At 64.4% G+C, this 19343-nt stretch carries 13 protein-coding genes; 12 read left to right on the forward strand and 1 reads right to left on the reverse strand.

Going from position 1 to position 19343, the window contains the following annotated elements; translation table 11 throughout:
* The first annotated feature begins 32 nt into the window (after positions 1–32).
* From I6F09_RS13145 to I6F09_RS13200, 12 genes are all read left to right on the forward strand, one after another.
* Positions 33–1376, forward strand: coding sequence for a HAMP domain-containing methyl-accepting chemotaxis protein (locus tag I6F09_RS13145; protein WP_036005777.1), 1344 nt, complete (start codon positions 33–35; stop codon positions 1374–1376).
* 220 nt (positions 1377–1596) lie between these two features.
* Positions 1597–3177 (forward strand): Do family serine endopeptidase, encoded by a 1581-nt coding sequence (locus I6F09_RS13150; protein ID WP_225155614.1) that lies wholly within the window; start codon positions 1597–1599, stop codon positions 3175–3177.
* Between the two features lie 276 nt (positions 3178–3453).
* A complete protein-coding gene (locus I6F09_RS13155; RefSeq protein ID WP_036023302.1) occupies positions 3454–4134 on the forward strand; it encodes a response regulator transcription factor in 681 nt (226 codons plus the stop codon).
* A gap of 181 nt (positions 4135–4315) precedes the next feature.
* Positions 4316–5542, forward strand: coding sequence for a TetR family transcriptional regulator (locus I6F09_RS13160; protein WP_082641338.1), 1227 nt, complete (start codon positions 4316–4318; stop codon positions 5540–5542).
* A gap of 275 nt (positions 5543–5817) precedes the next feature.
* Entirely contained in the window at positions 5818–7050 is a 1233-nt protein-coding gene (locus tag I6F09_RS13165) for a branched-chain amino acid ABC transporter substrate-binding protein (protein ID WP_036005770.1), read from the forward strand.
* A 114-nt stretch (positions 7051–7164) separates the two neighbouring features.
* Positions 7165–8112, forward strand: a complete 948-nt coding sequence (locus tag I6F09_RS13170; RefSeq protein WP_036005767.1) for a branched-chain amino acid ABC transporter permease — start codon at positions 7165–7167, stop codon at positions 8110–8112.
* Entirely contained in the window at positions 8109–9413 is a 1305-nt protein-coding gene (locus I6F09_RS13175) for a branched-chain amino acid ABC transporter permease (RefSeq protein WP_225111756.1), read from the forward strand. The genes I6F09_RS13170 and I6F09_RS13175 overlap by 4 nt, the downstream gene beginning before the upstream one ends.
* Positions 9410–10159, forward strand: a complete 750-nt coding sequence (locus I6F09_RS13180) for an ABC transporter ATP-binding protein (protein ID WP_036005761.1) — start codon at positions 9410–9412, stop codon at positions 10157–10159. The genes I6F09_RS13175 and I6F09_RS13180 overlap by 4 nt, the downstream gene beginning before the upstream one ends.
* Entirely contained in the window at positions 10159–10854 is a 696-nt protein-coding gene (locus I6F09_RS13185) for an ABC transporter ATP-binding protein (RefSeq protein ID WP_225188232.1), read from the forward strand. The genes I6F09_RS13180 and I6F09_RS13185 overlap by 1 nt, the downstream gene beginning before the upstream one ends.
* A gap of 366 nt (positions 10855–11220) precedes the next feature.
* Positions 11221–12681, forward strand: a complete 1461-nt coding sequence (locus I6F09_RS13190) for an ATP-binding protein (RefSeq protein WP_036023279.1) — start codon at positions 11221–11223, stop codon at positions 12679–12681.
* Positions 12678–15647 (forward strand): bifunctional [glutamine synthetase] adenylyltransferase/[glutamine synthetase]-adenylyl-L-tyrosine phosphorylase, encoded by a 2970-nt coding sequence (locus tag I6F09_RS13195; RefSeq protein ID WP_225188233.1) that lies wholly within the window; start codon positions 12678–12680, stop codon positions 15645–15647. Before I6F09_RS13190 ends, I6F09_RS13195 begins: the two co-directional genes overlap by 4 nt.
* Positions 15648–15833: 186 nt before the next feature.
* Positions 15834–16727: a LysR family transcriptional regulator gene (locus I6F09_RS13200; RefSeq protein WP_057027218.1), complete on the forward strand. Its 894-nt coding sequence runs from the start codon at positions 15834–15836 to the stop codon at positions 16725–16727.
* Between the two features lie 227 nt (positions 16728–16954).
* On the opposite strand, the gene I6F09_RS13205 is transcribed toward I6F09_RS13200, so the two are convergent.
* Positions 16955–19282, reverse strand: coding sequence for a PAS domain-containing sensor histidine kinase (locus I6F09_RS13205; RefSeq protein WP_225188234.1), 2328 nt, complete (start codon positions 19280–19282; stop codon positions 16955–16957).
* Positions 19283–19343 lie beyond the last annotated feature (61 nt).

Here is a 19343-nt window from a genome sequence, read left to right on the forward strand (position 1 = left end):
GCGAGATTTGATTCCAGCTCCTGAGTCCCCCGATGTTCGCGAACAGCAATCTGACGATCCGCTTCCTGGTCGGCGCCGTCGTCGCTGCGTTATTGTTCCTGCTTGGCATCGGCGGCGGCACCGGCTTCATCGCGGTCCTCTATCTCAACAACGAGATCACCAGCCTGTCCTCGAACTTCGCCGCGCTGAGCGGCCCGGCGCGCGACCATGCCATGCAGATCTACCAGCAGGCGCAGACCGCGTTTTCTTATTTCCTGGTCGCCTGCGGCGTGATCGCCGTCGTCGCTTTCGCGATCTGCTTCACCACCTGGTTCGCCGTGCGCAACGGCATCCTCAATCCCCTCGCGGCCATCGTGCATGCCATGCGCGAGGTTGCCGACCAGAAGTTCGAGACATCAGTCCCGGGGCTCGGCCGCACCAACGAGATCGGCCTGCTCGCCGGTGCGCTGGAGGTGTTCAAGACCAACGGCATCGAGCGGCGCCGCCTCTCCGAGCAGCAGCTGCATGAAGCGCAGCATCAGGCCGAGCGGTCGAAATTCCTCGATAACAGGATCAAGCGCTTCAACGATCTCGTCGCCAGTGTCGTCGCCAGCGTGGCGTCATCGGCCGTGCATCTGAAGACCAACGCGGAGACGCTGTCGCGGACCGCCAACGACACCAGCACCAAGGCCAATGCGGTCGCGAGCGCGGCGAGCCAGGCCAGCGCCAGCGTGCAGACGGTTGCAGGGTCCGCCGAGGCGATGACGAACTCGATCGGCACGATCAGCCGCCGCGTCACGGACGCGACCCAGCGCGCCGAAGGCGCTGCAAGCCAGGCGGAGAAGAGCCGCGATACCATTCACACGCTGTCGGATGCCGCCGAAAAGATCGGTGAGGTCGTCCAGCTCGTCCAGGCGATCGCATCGCAGACCAATCTCCTGGCGCTCAACGCCACCATCGAGGCGGCACGGGCCGGCGAAGCGGGCAAGGGGTTTGCGGTGGTCGCCTCGGAAGTGAAGAACCTGGCGCATCAGACCAGCAAGGCGACGGAGGAGATCACCTCGCAGGTCGCCAGCATTCAGGGCATCACCGCGGAGACCCGCGGCGCGATCGACGGCATTTCCAGGACGCTGTCGGAGATCTCGTCGATCATGTCGGGCATCGAGGTCGACACAGCCCAGCAGCGCAACGCCACACAGGAGATCACGCGCAGCGCCCAGGACGCCGCGCGCGGAACCCTCGACGTCTCCAACCATATAGTCCAGATCACCTCCACCTCGGCCGAGACCGGCCGCATGGCGGCCGAAGCCAGGGATTCGGCCGTCGATCTGTCGCGGCAGGCCGAGACCTTGAAGCGCGAAGTCGACGAGTTCATCGTCAGTGTCAGGGCGAGCTGAGGGGCCAGAATTCGCGCCTGCCGCTTTGTCGGGAACTCGATTAAGTTCCTGTAAGACCACGATTTTTGGCCTGTGCTGAACTGCCGCATCCGCCTCGACACATCATTACGAAAGTTTAACCCCGCCGCCAGCGCGCGGTAAGGCGGGAGTCCCCATCTTCAGGTCCGCAAGGTGCCGGCATCTGGCACCAACAGGAATTCAGGGCTCTGGAGATTTCCGCATGAACGATCGTATCGACCTTTCGAACCTCCCGTCCTACCGGCAGCCGCGCCGGTCGGTGTTTTCCGCGCGCAAGCTCGCGTTGATGGCTTCCGTCGTCGCCGGTCTCGGCGCGGCCGTCTATGGCTTCAGCCCGTCGTCCTCGCCGGCCGACCTGTTCTCCAGCCCGGCGCATGCGCAGGTCAACAACGAGGTCCGCAAGGTCGAGCGTCCGGTCGGATTCGCCGACGTCGTCGAGCGCGTGAAGCCTTCGGTGATCTCGGTCAAGGTCAACATGAAGGAGAAGACCGCGAGCAATGACGACGGCGACGATTCCTCCTCGCCGTTCCAGCCGGGCTCGCCGATGGAGCGCTTCTTCCGCCGCTTCGGTGGTCCGGATGGTTTGCCCCCCGGCCTGAAGGGCGGCCGTGGCCGCGTCGTGCAGGGGCAGGGCTCCGGCTTCTTCATCTCGGCTGACGGCTATGCCGTGACCAACAACCACGTGGTCGATGGCGCCGACAAGGTCGAGGTTACCACCGACGACGGCAAGACCTACACCGCCAAGGTGATCGGCACCGACCAGCGCACCGACCTCGCGCTGATCAAGGTCGAAGGCAGCACGAACTTCCCCTTCGCCAAGCTCGCCGACAGCAAACCGCGGATCGGCGACTGGGTGCTCGCGGTCGGCAATCCCTTCGGTCTCGGCGGCACCGTGACCGCGGGCATCGTCTCGGCGAGCGGCCGCGACATCGGCAACGGCCCGTATGACGATTTCATCCAGATCGACGCGCCCGTGAACAAGGGTAATTCCGGCGGTCCGGCCTTCGACACCAACGGCGAGGTGATGGGCGTCAACACCGCGATCTACTCGCCCTCCGGCGGCAGCGTCGGCATCGCGTTCTCGATCCCGGCCAACACCGTCAAGAGCGTGGTTGCGCAGCTCAAGGACAAGGGCTCGGTCAGCCGCGGCTGGATCGGCGTCCAGATCCAGCCCGTCACCTCCGACATCGCCGACAGCCTCGGCATGAAGAAGGCCGAAGGCGCGCTGGTGGCGGAGCCGCAGGCCAACGGTCCGGCCGCGAAGGCCGGCATCGAGTCCGGCGACGTGATCACCGCGGTCAACGGCGACCCCGTCAAGGATGCCCGCGAGCTCGCCCGCACGATCGGCGGCATGGCGCCCGGCGCGTCCGTGAAGCTCAACGTGCTGCACAAGGGCCAGGACAAGGTCGTCAACCTCACCCTCGGCCAGCTGCCGAACACGGTCGAGGCCAAGGCCGACACCGACAAGGACAGCGGCAAGGGCGCCAGCAAGGGCACCGACGTGCCGAAGCTCGGCATGACCGTTGCGCCGGCCAATTCCGTGGCCGGTGCCGGCAAGGAAGGCGTCGTGGTCACCGAGGTCGATCCGAAGAGCGCGGCGGCCGAACGCGGCTTCAAGGAAGGCGACGTGATCCTCGAGGTCGGCGGCAAGAGCGTGGCGACCGCCGGCGAAGTCCGCGACGCGATCAACGCGGCGCGGACCGACAACAAGAACAGCGTCCTGATGCGCGTGAAGAGCGGCGGCCAGTCGCGCTTCGTCGCGGTGCCCATCGCCAAGGGCTGAGGCCTTCAGGAGGCCTACGAGATGAAGGGTACCGCCGGCATCAGTCGCCCCCGCCGCCGGTGCCCTTCGGGGAAGCAGCGCAACGCTGGCTTCCCTCATCTACCTTCCGGTGGAATTACGCCCCCCTCCGTCGGAAGGCCTAGGGCGGTGAGGTCCCCCCAGCTTCACCGCCCGCCTTTTTCCCCGCTTCGAGCCTCTCCTGCTCGGCTTGCATGCGGTCGCCGCTCGCGCCATGTTTAGAGAAGGTTGACCTCCTTGACCGCCGCCGAACGCACGATGCGCCTCCTCATCATCGAAGACGACCGCGAATCCGCCGACTACCTCGCCAAGGCGTTTCGCGAAGTCGGACACATCGCCGACCACGCCGCCGACGGCGAGGAAGGCCTCGCCATGGCCGAGAACGGCGAATACGACGTGCTGGTGGTCGACCGCATGCTGCCCAAGCGCGACGGCCTGTCGCTGATCGGCGCATTGCGCGACAAGGGCAATACGACGCCGGTGCTGATTCTCTCCGCGCTCGGGCAGGTCGATGACCGCATCAAGGGTCTGCGCGCCGGCGGCGACGATTATCTGCCGAAACCCTATTCCTTCGCCGAGCTGCTGGCCCGCGTCGAAGTGCTGTCTCGCCGCCGCGGCGGTCCCGCCGAGGAGACGCTTTATCGCGTCGGCGATCTCGAGCTCGACCGGCTCTCGCATCGCGTCGCCCGCGGCAAGGACGAGCTGACGCTGCAGCCGCGCGAATTTCGCTTGCTCGAATACCTCATGAAGCACGCCGGCCAGGTGGTGACGCGGACCATGCTGCTGGAGAATGTCTGGGACTATCATTTCGATCCGCAAACCAACGTCATCGACGTGCACATCTCGCGGCTGCGCTCCAAGATCGACAAGGGCTTCGAGCGCCCGCTGCTGCACACGATCCGCGGCGCCGGATACATGATCCGTGACGGCATGAGATAGGGCGTTCGGCGTCGATCTACGGCGCGCCTGCAATCATCGGCTGCGTCTTCATTTGCACCGCCGTCCGAGGGTTGCGGGCGATACTGGCCTAACGCCTCGTCCGATGGCAAGAATATCCGACGTGTGGTAGTGGACGTTTCACCGGGGTGAATCCGTCCACGATAAGGAAGGATATTCAAGCTTGCAAGTCGCCGCCTTCCCGTCCGACCGAGCTGAAGAGATCCTCGTGTCGGCTTCCAAGCTGTTTGCCCGCCATAGCTATGCGAATGTGACGATGGAGCAGGTCGCAGCATCGGTTCGATCGGTGCCGGGAGCGCTGTACCACTACTTCCGCGACAAGGAAGACCTGATCTTTCACTGCTACCTGCGCGGTCTTGCGATCTACAGGCACGAAATCGAGACGGCGGCCGAACCCGGGATAGACGGGCTCGAAATCGTCAGGCGCTTCATAAGAGCCCGGCTGCGGCCTGAAGGCCAGCGCATGATCCTGTTCTCCGACATCGATGCACTGGCTGCGTCTTACAGCAAAGACGTGCATGCCAGGCGCTGGCAGAATGCCGCGCTACTCGCCGACTTTCTGAAGCGTGGCATTGCCGACGGCTCGATTGCCTGCGAGGAGCCGCTCCTTACGGCCGTCGCCCTCATCTCCATCCTGGATTGGGTTCCGTTCTGGTTCTCCGAGCGCGACTATTATTCGCGCCAGCAGGCGATTGATGCCATTGACGACATCATCACGCATGGGGTGTATCGGCGTGAGATTGCCTTACCGGACATGCCTGAAGCGCCGAGCCTGGCACCATTTCTCCAGTCCCGCTCGAAATTGAACAAGCGCGCCGCGAAGCTGGACAGGATGCTCTCGATTGCTTCGGACAGTTTCAATCGAAGGGGCGCGTCCGGTACGTCGCTCGAGAGCATCGCGGCGGAGGCAGGCATGACCCGCGCCGGCATCTATTATCATTTCAGCGAGAAGGAGCGCCTCTTGCTGGCTTGCCTGCGAAGAGGTCTGGCCGGTGAGATCGGGATTCGAGAATATTTGCAGGACCTGAGGCTCGGGGCGTTCGATTACGTCGTCCAGAGAGTCCGCCTGTTGTTGATGCTGCACGATACCCCTTGCGGCCCGAAGGCGACCTACCACAACATCAACTATCTCAACGACGTTGACCGCAAGCACTATGTCAGGCAGGTGCTCGCAACGATCCAGCAGGACCAGAGAAACCACCAGTGTTGGATCGACGAGGGATACTTCCGCAGCGTCGACACTTACTTCGCCGAACGCGTTCTGACTGGAATGGGCCACTGGTACCCGATCTGGTTCAGGGACGAGCGGAGCTGGTCTCCGATGCAGATTGCCGATTATTTTTCGCGGCTGTTCCTTTTGGGGCTCAAGCCCCGTCGGGGAGTGGTATAAAGCAACCAATCTGAGACCCTGATCGCGCTCTTCATCCTTTCCCGTTCGGACTTGATGTCAGCCGCAGATTGAGCGCGGCTTTGATCCCAAAAGTTGCCTGTGAATTCAATATTCCGGACGGCGCGCGGCAATCTTCACGTTGGGGCCGCAATTATTTCTTGCACCAAAACTTTACACAGTATTCAATATTGGAGTAGCGAAGAGTGGGCGCGACCGACGTTGTGAGTCAGCTTCGATCGCCAAGGACAAGAACATACAAAAGGGAGAAGGCCAGGATGCACAAGCTCGCAATTGCTGCGGCGGCAGCGCTGACGATGCTCGGAGGAGCGGCATTCGCGCAGGAAACAATCAAGTTCGGCTACATCGATCCGCTGTCCGGCGGTGGCGCCAGCATCGGTGAAGGCGGCTTGAAGACGTTCCAGTATCTGGCTGACGAGATCAACGCCAAGGGCGGCATATTGGGCCGCAAGATCGAGATTCTGCCTCTCGACAACAAGACCAACCCGCAGGAAAGCCTGGTGCAGGCGCAGAAGGCCATCGATGCCGGCGCCCGCTTCATCACGCAAGGCAACGGCTCGTCGGTCGCCGCAGCGCTGTCCGACTTCGTTACCAAGAACAACACGCGCAATCCCGGCAAGGAAGTGCTCTACTTCAACTATGCCGCCGTAGATCCGAGCCTGACCAACGAAAAGTGCAGCTACTGGCATTTTCGCTGGGATGCGAGCTCCGACATCAAGATGGAAGCGCTCACCAGCTACATGAAGGATGTCCCCGCGATCAAGAAGGTGTACCTGATCAACCAGGACTACTCCTTCGGCCAGTCGGTGCGTGCGGATGCGCGCAAGATGCTGGGCGCCAAGCGGCCCGACATCCAAATCGTCGGTGACGAACTGCATCCGCTGTTGAAGATCACCGACTTCTCGCCTTATATCGCCAAGATCAAGGCTTCGGGCGCCGATAGCGTCGTGACCGGCAACTGGGGCCAGGACATCGCACTGCTGCTCAAAGCCGCGGCGGACGCCGGCCTGAAGGTCAATTGGTACACCTACTATGCCGGCGGCGCTGGTGGTCCGACCGCAATCAAGCAGACCGGTCTCGACCATCAGGTCTTCCAGATCACCGAGGGCTTTGCCAATTCCGGCCACCAGCCGGCGATGGACTTCGAAAAGACCTTCCGTGCCAAGGTCAACATGTCGCTTTGGTATCCGCGCGCCGTCAACGAGATGCGCATGTTCAAGGCCGCGGCCGAGAAGGCCAACTCGCTCGACCCGGTGAAGGTCGCGGCTGCCCTCGAGGATCTCAAGTTCGAGGTGCTGGATGGCGGTGAGGGCGTCATGCGCAAGGACGATCACCAGTTCTTCCAGCCGATCTACATCTCCTCCTTCGGCAAGCTCGCTGCAGACGAGCCGTTCGACGAGGAAGGCACCGGCTGGGGATGGCATCTGGTTTCCAAGATCGACACATCCAAGACGATGGTTCCCACAACCTGCAAGATGACCCGGCCGTAAGCCTGGAATAGCTTTGCCTTCCCGCAGCCGACAGCGGCTCGCGGGAAGGTTGCTGCTCGCATCCGGACCGACTTCGCCGGGGCCGTTTCTGTCCCGGCCAGAGGTGTGATTACTGTGCTTGAACTGATCGTTATATCGACGCTGAACGGTCTGCTGTTCGGCATGCTGCTGTTCCTGCTGTCGAGCGGCCTGACCGTCATCTTCAGCATGATGGGCGTGCTCAACTTCGCCCATGCCAGCTTTTACATGCTCGGCGCCTTCTTCGGTTTCCAGCTCACCAAATGGATTGGCTTCTGGCCGGCCCTGCTGCTGGCTCCGCTGCTGGTCGGCGCGATCGGCATGGCGGTCGAGCGCTACGGCCTGCGCAATACGCACAAGCACGGCCATGTGGCGGAGTTGCTCCTGACCTTCGGTCTTGCGTTCGCGATCGAAGAAATCGTGGCGATGATGTGGGGCAGGAGCCCCGTCGATTACCGCGTGCCGGCGCTGCTCGACTTTCCGGCCTTCACGATCTTCTCGACGAATTATCCCGCCTACAAGATTTTCATGCTGGCTGTGTCGATCCTGATATTCATCGTGTTGCTGATGGTGCTCAAGCGCACGAGGGTGGGCCTGATCGTTCAGGCCGCGCTGACGCATCCCCATATGGTGGGGCATCTCGGTCACAATGTCGGACGCATATTCATGCTGGTGTTCGGCGTCGGCAGCGCGCTGGCGGGAATTGCCGGCGTGATCGCCGGTCCGGCGCTGGTGACGCAGTCCGACATGGCCGCGGCGCTGGGACCGATCCTGTTCGTCGTCATCGTGTTTGGCGGCCTCGGCTCCTTGCCGGGCGCCTTCATCGCCTCGCTGGTGATCGGCCTGATACAGACCTTCGCGGTGGCGCTGAACGGTTCGTTGGCGAGCGCCTTCGGTCCGCTCGATCCGTCGGCAGGGCCGTCCGTGCTCACCGACATCTGGAACGTCACCATTGCCCAGGTGGCGCCGATCGTACCCTACCTGCTGCTGGTGATCATTCTGATCGTACGCCCCATGGGCCTGATGGGGACGCGCGAGACATGAACGCCAAAACGACATCGACGCCGACATCGACAATCGCAGGGAAGCCGGCCGGCGACGGCCTGCGCTTCTACGGCATATGGCTTGCCGGCATCGCCGTGCTGATCGTGCTGCCGCTGATCTTCTCCTCCGGCGGCTCGCTGACGTCCTTCAGCCTGATCGGCATCGCGATCGTGTTCGCGCTGTCCTACAACATCCTGCTCGGCCAGACCGGCCTCTTGTCGTTCGGCCATGCGGTGCATTACGGCCTCGGCGGCTTCGCAGCGTGCCACATGATGAATGCAGTGGTCTCGCACGGCTGGCCAATCCCGCTGCCGTTCATACCGCTGTTCGGTGGACTCGGCGGCCTCGTTTTCGCGATCATCATCGGCTGGCTGATGACCAAGCGGGCTGGTACCGTGTTCTCGATGATCTCGCTCGGCATTGCCGAACTGGTGGCGTCGTCCTCGCTGATCCTGCGTTCGGTGTTCGGCGGCGAGTCCGGAATATCGACCGACCGCACGGCTTTGCCGAAGATCTTCGGCTTGAGTTTCGGCCCGCAGCTTCAGGTCTATTACCTCATCGCGTTCTGGCTGGTGATCTCGGCCGTCGCGATGTATGCGCTGACGCGGACCCCGCTGGGGCGAATCAGCAATGCGGTGCGGGACAACCCCGAGCGCGTCCAGTTCATCGGTTATGATCCGCACGTGGTGCGCTACATCGCCTTCTGTTTTGCCGGCTTCTTCGCTGGCGTGGCAGGGGGCCTGGCCGCGATCAACTTCGAGATCGCCAACGCCGCCTATCTCGGCGCGATCCAATCCGGCCTCGTGCTGTTCTCGACCTTCATTGGCGGCGTCGCGTACTTCTTCGGACCCATCCTGGGTGCAATCCTCGTGACCTATCTTCAGCTCGGGCTGACCAGCGTCACCGGCGTGTGGCAGCTCTATTTCGGCATTATCTTCATCGGCATCGTGATGCTGTCCCCCGGCGGCATCGCCGGGCTGGTCATGATGCACCGGCCGCTGGTTCGCGCCGGAACTCTGCCGACGGTGATCCCTTCCTATCTGATCGCGGCGGTGCCGACCTTGGCACTGGCTTGCGGTGTGATCCTGACGATCGAATCGATCGCGCGCACGCATAGCGGTCAGGGCAATCCGATCAACCTGTTCGGCGTTGCCTTCAGTCCGGCGTCGCCGCTGACGTGGGCGAGCGCGGCGGTCCTCCTCATCGGCGGCTTCTTCGTCGCGCGCCTGAGCTGGCGGCGCGTCGCCGAGGCATGGGACCGCGCGGCGACGGTCGCGCGCGATCGGGGGTACTTGGCATGACGGCAGCGATCGAAGTCCGCGCCGTTGAGAAGCGCTTTGGCAATGTCGGCATCATCCGCGATCTCAATCTCAGCGTCGCGCAAGGTGAGCGTCACGCCATAATCGGTCCGAACGGTGCCGGGAAATCGACGACGTTCAATCTCATCAGTGGCCACATCAAGCCGACCTCGGGCGAGGTGAGACTGAACGGCGATGTGATCTCCGGCCTCAGGCCGTTCGAGATCAACCGGCGCGGCCTGTCGCGGTCGTTCCAGGTCACCAACGTATTCGCGCGCATGTCGGTCTGGGAGAACGTCCGCTGTGCCGTGCTGTGGGCGACGGGGCACCGTTACGCCTTCTGGAAGAACGTCGATAGCCTGCCGGAGGTGCGCGAGCGCACGGCGCAAATCCTCGACGACATCCATCTGACGCATCGGCGCGATGTTCCGGCCGGCTTGTTGACCTACGCGGAGCAGCGCGAACTCGAGATCGGCATCACCATCGCCAGCGGCGCGACCGTCGTGCTGCTGGACGAACCGACGGCGGGCATGAGCCACGCCGAGACCGACCGCGCGGTGTCGCTGATCCGGCGCCTGACCGAGGGCAAGACCCTGGTCATCGTCGAACACGACATGAGCGTTGTGTTCGGCCTGGCCGACCGCATTTCCGTGCTGGTCTACGGCCACATCATTGCTTCCGGCACGCCGGAGGAGATCAGGCGGGACCCGAAAGTTAAGGAAGCCTATCTCGGCGAGGAGGCGCACTGATGCTGAAGGTCAGGGACCTGCACGCCTATTACGGCAAGAGCCACATTCTCCAGGGCGTCGATCTCGACGTTGCGGCAGGCGAGGTCGTCAGCCTGCTCGGCCGCAACGGCGTCGGACGTTCGACAACTGTCAAGGCGATCATGGGCGAGGTTGCGCCGCAAGGCACGATCCGCTTCAAAGGCAAGGACATCGCGGGGCTGCCGAGCTACAGGATCGCGCGCCTCGGTCTCGGCTATGTGCCGGAGCATCGGGACATCTTTCCGGGGCTGACGGTCCGCCAGAATCTGCTCCTCGGCATCAAGGATACGCGGCGTCCCGGCAAATGGCAGCTTCAGGACATGCTCGACATGTTTCCGAATCTTGCCGCGCGGGCAGATACGCCTGCGGGGGTGCTGTCAGGCGGCGAGAAGCAGATGCTCACGACGTGCCGGACCCTGATGGGCGACCCCGATCTCATCATGATCGACGAGCCGACCGAAGGTCTTGCGCCCTTGATCGTGCAGCAGGTCGGCGATCTCATCGCCCGCATTGCGCAGGCCGGCGTCGCAATTTTGCTCGTCGAGCAGAAGCTGTCGATTGCGATGAAGATCTCCAACCGCGTCTACGTCATGGGGCACGGTCGTGTGGTCTTCGAAGGTACGCCCGAGCAACTGAAATCAAACAGCGACGTTCGCGCGCAATGGCTGGAAGTGTGAGGGAAGCCGGCGGGTTTGACCGCAATGGCGCGATGCCCTCGACAAGGACGTCCGCCCGTAACGGCTGATGTTCCTCAGCGTGGTCGGAAGGGGAGGCCCACAGCGGATCACTGCTCCCGCAGGCTCCGTCCGGTGTCCGCATGGCCCGAGCTTGCGGGGATTTAACTTGGTTCCGATCGAGTGCCCCTTTAACGTTCCGCGTGCGCCTATCACGTGTGGTCACGAATGCCTTTCGCGTTGCTCGTTCCACAAGGGACCTAGGCGCAGGTGCGACAATCTAAAGGCTATGTTATTGTAAACAAAGCGAAATACGTGAGTGTCGATGCTCGTGATGCAGGCGCGTGGTTGAAACTGGGTACATGATCCGTGACGGCATTCGGTAAACTCGTCCGCACCACGGCGTTCCGGCTGACGCTGGTCTATCTGCTGCTGTTCGCGATGTTCGCGGCCTCGCTGCTGGCCTATTTCGCCTGGAATACGCGGCGGCTGATCACCGAGGAGATCACGCAGACCGTCAATGCCGAGACCTCGGAGATCAACGAGATCTACGACCGCCGCGGCCTAGTCGGTCTCGTGCGCACGATCGAGTATCGGGCGCTGCGGCCAGGCGCCAATCTCTATCTCGTGACCACGCCGACGGGCCAGGCGATCGCCGGCAATGTCGGCTCGCTGGCGCCGGGCGTTATGGCGACGCGCGGCTGGTCGGAGACAGCCTACCGGCGGATCGAGGACAGCGATGACCGCGATCATCGCGCGCTCGTTCGCGTCACCGAATTGGAGAACGGCTTCCGGCTTCTGATCGGCCGCGACCTCGCCGAGCGGCGGCGCCTGTTCGGCATCGTCGCCAAGGCGGCGCAGTTTTCGGTCTTGATCGTCGTCGTGCTCGGCCTCGGCGGCGGCATCTTCGTCGCGCGGCGGGTGCTGAGGCGCATCGACGCGATGACCGGCACGGCGCAGCGGATCATGACCGGCGATCTCAGCGAGCGCCTGCCCGTGGGGCGCAGCGGCGACGAGATCGATCGCCTCGCCGAGAACCTGAACGCCATGCTGGAGCGGATCGAGGCGCTGATGGCGGGGCTGAAGGAGGTTTCCGACAACATCGCCCACGACCTCAAGACGCCGCTGACGCGGCTGCGCAATCGCGCCGAGGAGGCGCTGGCGAGATCGGGCTGCGAGGCGGATTATCGCGCCGCGCTGGAGCGGACCATCGAGGAGTCCGACGGGCTGATCCGGACCTTCAACGCGCTGCTGATGATCGCGCGCGCGGAATCCGGACAGGCGCGCGGCAACATGGACGACTTCGACGCCGCAGAGGTCGCGGAGGGCATCCACGAGCTCTACGAGCCGCTCGCCGAGGACGACGGCATGACCCTGAAGGTCAAGTGCGAGCCGACGCCGGTTCATGCCAATCGCGAGCTGATCAGCCAGGCGCTCGCCAATCTTGTCGAGAACGCGATCAAATACGGCCAGCCCGCGGCACAGCCGGCGGGAACCGTGGTCAGCATGGACGCGAGGCAAATCACGATCGAGGCGAGGCGCGAGGGCGACCAGGTGCTGCTCAGCGTCACCGATCGCGGCCCCGGCATCCCCGAAGCCGACCGCAAGCACGTCATCGAGCGATTCGTGCGGCTGGAGGCCAGCCGCACGCTGCCGGGCTCGGGCCTCGGCCTCAGCCTCGCCTCGGCGGTGGCGACGTTGCACGGCGGCGAATTGCGCTTGGGCGATGCCCATCCCGGCCTCGTCGCCACGCTCGTGCTGCCGGCGCGCGCGGGCGCCGGCGACAGGGTTGCTCCGCCAACACCGGATGTGCCACAGAAGGTGGCATGAACCACTCCGCGCCGGGAAACGCGGACAAGCATGGTGAGAGGCTGGCCGCACGCTTCGCGGAGGCTCCCCATATTGCCGCTTCCGCAACCGATGAACCCCGTTTCGAAAGCTGGCTGGCCGAGCTCGAGCCGGCACAATCGGCCCGTCTCGAAACGCATCTCGGCCATCCCTTCGCCCGCGAGATCCTGACCGGGATTGCGGAATTCTCGCCGTATCTGTTCGAACTGGTGCGCGCCGATGCCTTGCGCCTGATCCGGCTGCTCGAATGCGATCCGGATGCGCATCTGACGGCGCTGATCGCGGAGGCGCGCAGCGCGGTGCTCGCGGCTTCGGAGGAGGCGGAGGTGATGCGGCTGCTCCGCCGCATGAAGGCTGAGGCTGCGCTCCTGATCGCGCTGTGCGACATCGGCGGTATCTGGCCGGTGATGCGGGTGACGGCGGCGCTGACCGATGTCGCGGTGTCCTCGGTGCAGGCGGCACTGCAATATCTGCTGCGGCAGGAAGCCGCACGCGGCAAGCTCTCACCGCCCAATCCCGAGGCACCCGAAGAGGGCTGCGGGCTGATCGTGCTCGCGATGGGCAAGATGGGTGCGGGCGAGCTGAACTATTCCAGCGATATCGATCTCATCGTGTTCTTCGATCCCGATGCGACGACCCTCGCACCCGATATCGAGCCGCAGCCGTTCTTCGTCCGCGTGACGCAAGGCATGGCGCGCATCCTGCAGCAGCGCACCTATGATGGTTACGTCTTCCGCGTCGATTTGCGACTGCGGCCCGATCCGTCCTCGACGCAGGTGGCGATCTCGCGGGACGCCGCGCTGAACTATTACGAGCGGGAAGGGCGCACCTGGGAGCGCGCCGCGATGATCAAGGCGCGGACCTGTGCCGGCGATTCAAAAGCGGGCGAGGCATTGCTCGCCGAGATCGCGCCGTTCGTCTGGCGCAAGCATCTCGACTTTGCCGCACTTGCCGACGTACACGACATGAAGCGGCAGATGCAGACCTATCGCGGCCAGAGCGAGGTTGCGGTCGAGGGCCACAACGTCAAGGTCGGACGCGGCGGCATTCGCGAGATCGAATTCTTCGCGCAGACCCAGCAATTGATCGCCGGCGGCCGCCATCCGGAATTGCGGGTGCGGCCGACACTGCGGGCGCTTGACGTGCTCGCCGCCAGCAACTGGATCACTGTGGCGGCGCGTGACGAGCTGGCGACCGCCTACGAATTCCTGCGCCGTGTCGAGCATCGCCTGCAGATGATCGCCGACGAGCAAACCCACACGCTGCCGGAGGACAAGCAAGCGGTCGAGCGCTTTGCGTGGTTCTTCGGCTATCGGACTCGGGAGGCCTTTGCGCGCGACCTCTTGCGCCAGCTCCAGATCGTCCAGGGCCATTACGAAAAACTGTTCGAGGGCGATGACCCCACCGGCACGGCGAGGCTGCCGGCGCTCGACTACGGTGCGGGCCCCGATGATCCGCGCCTGCTGCAGCACCTCGCGACGCTCGGCTTCAAGAAGCCCGCCGCGGTCGCGCAGACGGTGCGCGACTGGATCACCGGCGACTATCGCGTCTTCCGCGTTGAGGCGACGCGAAGCGCCTTCGTCGAGTTCGTGCCGGCCTTGATCGACGGCCTTGCCCATGCCGAAGAGCCGGATCGCGCCGTCGTTTCGTTCGATCATTTCCTCGGCGCGCTGCAGCGCGGCGGCCGGCTGATTACGCTGCTCGGCCAGAACCGCGATCTCGTCGCGCTGGTGGCGCTGGTGCTGGGAGCCGCGCCGCGGCTCGGCGACATGCTGGCGCGGCAGCCTCAGCTGATGGATGGCCTGATCGATCCGCGCTTCTTCGGCGCCATGCCCGACAGGCAGGAATTGTCGGGGCGGCTCGCGACCACCGTGCAGGACGCCGGCTCATACGAGGAGTTCCTCGATCGCCTGCGCCTGTTCGGGCAGGAGAGCCTGTTCCTGATCGGCACACGCATCCTCTCCGGCACCGTCTCGGCGCAGCAGGCGAGCACGGCCTTCGCCGACGTCGCGGAGGGAATCGTCCACACCGTGCACGGTCTCGTCGCCGATCGCTTCGCCGCCCAGCACGGCCGCATCAAGGGTCAGGAGACCGCGATCGTCGCGATGGGCCGGCTCGGCAGCCGCGAGATGACGGCCTCGTCCGATCTCGACCTGATCCTGCTCTATGATTTCGACGGCGACCATCCGGACTCCGACGGGGTGAAATCGCTTCACGGCGCACACTATTTCGCCCGTTTCACCCAGCGCCTGATCAGCGCCTTCACGACCCGCACCAATTACGGCGTGCTCTACGAGATCGACATGCGGCTGCGACCCTCGGGACGCGCAGGTCCGGTGGCTTCGAGCCTCGTCTCGTTCGCGGACTACCAGGCGAACGAAGCCTGGACCTGGGAGCACATGGCATTGACGCGTGCGCGCGTGGTCTCGGCTTCGCCCGAATTCCGGGAACGGATCGAGCGCGTCATCCGCGATGTCCTGACCCGCCGCCGCGATCCCGCCATCACCGCCAACGACGTCGCCGACATGCGGCGCGCGATCGCGCAGGAGAAGGGCGAGGCGGATTGCTGGGATCTCAAGCATGCCGCCGGCGGCATGGTCGATATCGACTTCATCGCGCAGTATCTGCAGCTCGTGCACGCGCACGACAAGCCCGAGATTCTCGACGTCAGCACCATGCAGGTGCTGGAGAATGCCTGCAGGATCGGCGTGCTCGCGCAATCCGAGACGGAGATTTTGCGGGCCGCGGCGCGGCTCTATCACGACCTCACGCAGATCCTGCGTCTCTGCGTCAGCGAGCGCTTCAAGCCTGATACCGCCGGCACCGACCTGCAGCGCGTCATGGCGCGCGCTGGCGACGCGCCGGACTTCTCCTCACTGGAGGCGCGGGTGAAGGAGACCCAGAGCGAGGTGCGGCGCGTGTTCAGGGCGCTGCTGGAAGGGTCATAGCCTGCTTCAGCGCGGTGACCGAGCTCATCGCTCAGAAGCTGCGATTGCGGATTCGGACCGATTTGCAACCGCAATCGAGCGATACGGATTGGTCATGAAAGTTGGACCGGCTGCGGGTTTTTACGTGTTGGTGCAGGTCCGGCGTGCTAACTTGCATGCCAAGATGGAATCCGAGGGGACGACCGGTTGATCGACAAGCTTGAACTATTGCTGGCGCTGGCGAAGGAGCGGCATTTCGGACGCGCGGCCGAGGCCTGCGGCGTGACGCAACCGACGATGTCGACCGGGCTCAAGCAGCTCGAGGAAATTCTCGGCGTGATGCTGGTCCAACGCGGCTCGCGCTTTCAGGGATTTACGCCGGAAGGCGAGCGGGCGCTCGACTGGGCGCGGCGGATCGTGGGCGATGCCCGCGCGATGCGCGACGAGATCAACGGGCTGAAGCATCAGCTCTCCGGCGAGATCCGCATCGCGGCGGTCCCGACCGTGCTCGGCATGGTCGCCGCGCTGACGACGCCGTTTCGTGCCAAGCATCCGGAGGTGCGCTTCCGCATCCAGTCCACCACCTCGTCCGAGGTGCTGGGGCTCTTGGAAAATCTCGAGGTCGATGCGGGGCTGACCTATATCGAGAACGAGCCGATCGGCAAGGTGCGCACCATCCCGCTCTACAACGAGAGCTATCGCCTGCTCACCGCGCCGGACGCGATGTTCGGCGATCGCGAGACGGTGACCTGGACCGAGGTCGGGCAAGTGCCGCTGTGCCTCTTGACGCCAGACATGCAGAACCGCCGCATCATCGACCGCGCATTGCGATCGGTCGGCGCGGAGGCGACACCGACGTTGACGTCGAACTCGCTGCTGGTGCTGTTCACGCACGTCAAGACCGGACGCTGGGCGAGCGTGATGCCGGCCAAGCTCGCCGAGACACTCGGCCTGTCCGACACCGTGCGGTCGATCCCGATCGTCGATCCCGAGGTCACTTACAGCATCGGCCTGGTGATCCCGCAGCGCGATCCCATGACGCCGCTGATCGCAGCTCTGGTCAACGTCGCGCGCGAAGTCGCGCCGACGCTGCAATCGTAAGCGGAAGGTCTTTTGGCTGAGCCGAGTGAACCGAGAGCTCTTCTTCCCCTCTCCCCTTGTGGGAGAGGGTGGCTCGCCGCGTAGCGGCGAGACGGGTGAGGGGTATCTCTCCTCCCGAAAGTATTGCGCGTGGATAGACACCCCTCATCCGGCGCTTCGCGCCACCTTCTCCCACGAGGGGAGAAGGGCATCCCAGATCGAAACTAACTCGATCGTTGCTCGCGGTTTTAAGCCGCAGCCGATATCCCGGCCGCCTTTACCGCATCCCGCGGAAGGGTCACGCGGACGACGGTGCCGACCTCGATCTTCGAGCGCAGGCGCATCGAGCCGCCGTGGAGCTGCGCCAGTGAGCGGGCGATGGCAAGGCCGAGGCCCGAGCCGTGATAGGTCTTGGTGAGCTGGCTCTCGACCTGCTCGAAGGGACGCCCGAGCCGCGCCAGCGAATGCGGTGCGATGCCGATGCCGGTGTCGGCGATCATCAGCACGATCCTGTCGTCGAGCTGCCGGCTGCGCACCACGACGCGTCCGCCGTCCGGCGTGAACTTCACCGCGTTGGAAAGCAGGTTGACGATGATCTGCTTGGTGGCGCGGCGGTCGGCGACGACCGAGATGGGTTTCGCGATGTCGGCATCGAGCGTCAGGTGCTTGTCCTGCGCACGGCCGGTGACGACCCTCAAGGATTCGGCGAGCGTCTGCGCGAGGTCGAGCTCTTCCATGTCGAGCTTCATGCGGCCGGCCTCGATCTTGGACATGTCGAGGATGTCGTTGATGACCTCGAGCAGATAATGGCCGCTGGTCAGGATGTCCTGGCAGTATTCCTGGTACTTCTCGCTGCCGAGCTCGCCGAACATGCCCGAGCCCATGATCTCGGAGAAGCCGATGATGGCATTGAGCGGCGTGCGCAGCTCGTGGCTCATATTGGCGAGGAATTTCGACTTGGTCTGGTTGGCTTCCTCGGCGCGGGTCTTCTCGCGCTGGTACTTTTCGGCGAGGTCGGCGAGCTCGACCGCCTGACGCTCCAGCGCGGCCTGCGAGCGCTTGAGGTCGATGACGGTGGCGCGCAGGCGCAGATCGTTGTCGACCAGCTTCTGCTCGTGCTCCTTGATGCGGGTGATGTCGGTGCCGACCGAGACGTAGCCGCCGTCCTTGGTGCGGCGCTCGCTGATGTGCAGCCAGCTGCCGTCGTCGAGCTGCGCCTCGAAGGTGCGCGCCCCCGGGCCCTGGGCCGCGGTCTCGTTGTGGCGGGTGCGCACCTCCGGCATGCGGCCGACCTCGAGCACGGTCTCGTAGGAGGTGCCGGGGATGACGGCGCTGTCGGGCAGCTTGTGCAGGCGCTGGAAGTGCGAGTTGCAGAGCACCAGGCGGTCGCTCGCATCCCACAGCACGAAGGCCTCCGGAATGGTCTCGATCGCGTCGCGCAGGCGGAGGTCGGCTTCCACGGTCTTTTCGGCGAGGCTCTTCTGCTCGGTGATGTCGACGGCGATCCCGATCAGGTGGACGCTGGAATCGGTCGCCCCGCGCGTCTTCTCGCAGCGGACGCGGAGCCAGATCCAGTGGCCGTCGACATGCTGCATGCGGAAGGTCTGGTCGATATGGTCGATCTTCTCGGAGATGAGCTGGTCGGCGATCGCGAACAGGTCGATGTCGTCGGACTTCACCAGCGCATTGACCTCTCCGAAGGTGAGGAGTTCGTGACGGCCGTCGAGACCGAGGATCGAGAACATCGACTGCGACCAGAAGATCCGGCCGCGCGACAGGTCCCAGTCCCACAGCCCGCAGCGGCCGCGGTTGAGCGCCGTGTCGATGCGGCCGCGCACCGCGTCGTTGATGAGGTCGCCTTCGCGGGCGCGGGTCGACTGCCAGTGGAAGGCGAAGCCCAGGATCAGGACGACGAAGCCCGTGGTCGCCGACAGCGTCACTGAAAGCGCGGCGTCCGAGCCCCAGATCGGCTCGTTGCGCTCCTGGATCACGGTGACGAAGCCGGGCAGTGACTTGATCTGCCGCGAGGTCGCCATCGCCGCGTTGCCGCTCGGCAGCGTCAGGTCGGAGACGTTGGCGTCGCGTGGCGGCGCCGCGACCAGCTGCGCGGTCGTGATCGCATCGAGCAGGCGGTCGTTGCCGATCGGGTCGCTGTCGGCCGGGATGCGCGCGAGGATGCGGCGGTCGATGCCGGCGGAGGTGACGATGACGTGCCGGCCCGAGGCCGTGGCCCAGGACGGAATGAGATCAGGCAGCAGCGTCGGCAGGCCCTCGATGGTCTTGAGCCGCTCCTGGCGAACCGAAGTGAGGCGGTCGATGCGCTCGGCGAGCAGGTCGGCGAGCGCCGAAATGTCGTGTCGGATCACCAGCCGCTTCTGGCGCGTTTGATCGACCACCTGCACGAAGGCACCGAGGCAGATCGTGATCAGGAAGGCGATGATGAGCGTCGGCACGGCGCGACGCAGCGCCGGCTCCGCGATCAACAGCCGATGATAGGCAGGTTTCGCGATCGATTGCGCCAATCCCTTGATCGAATCGGATTGGACGCACGCGTTCGCGGCGTCTGCACGCGACATGCCTTCGGCCCCCTGAAAAACGAGTTCCGGAAGCAGCCCCACGTCACTTCCGAATCACACC

This window comes from Bradyrhizobium sp. IC3195, from assembly GCF_020193585.1.
Lineage (GTDB): Bacteria > Pseudomonadota > Alphaproteobacteria > Rhizobiales > Xanthobacteraceae > Bradyrhizobium > Bradyrhizobium yuanmingense.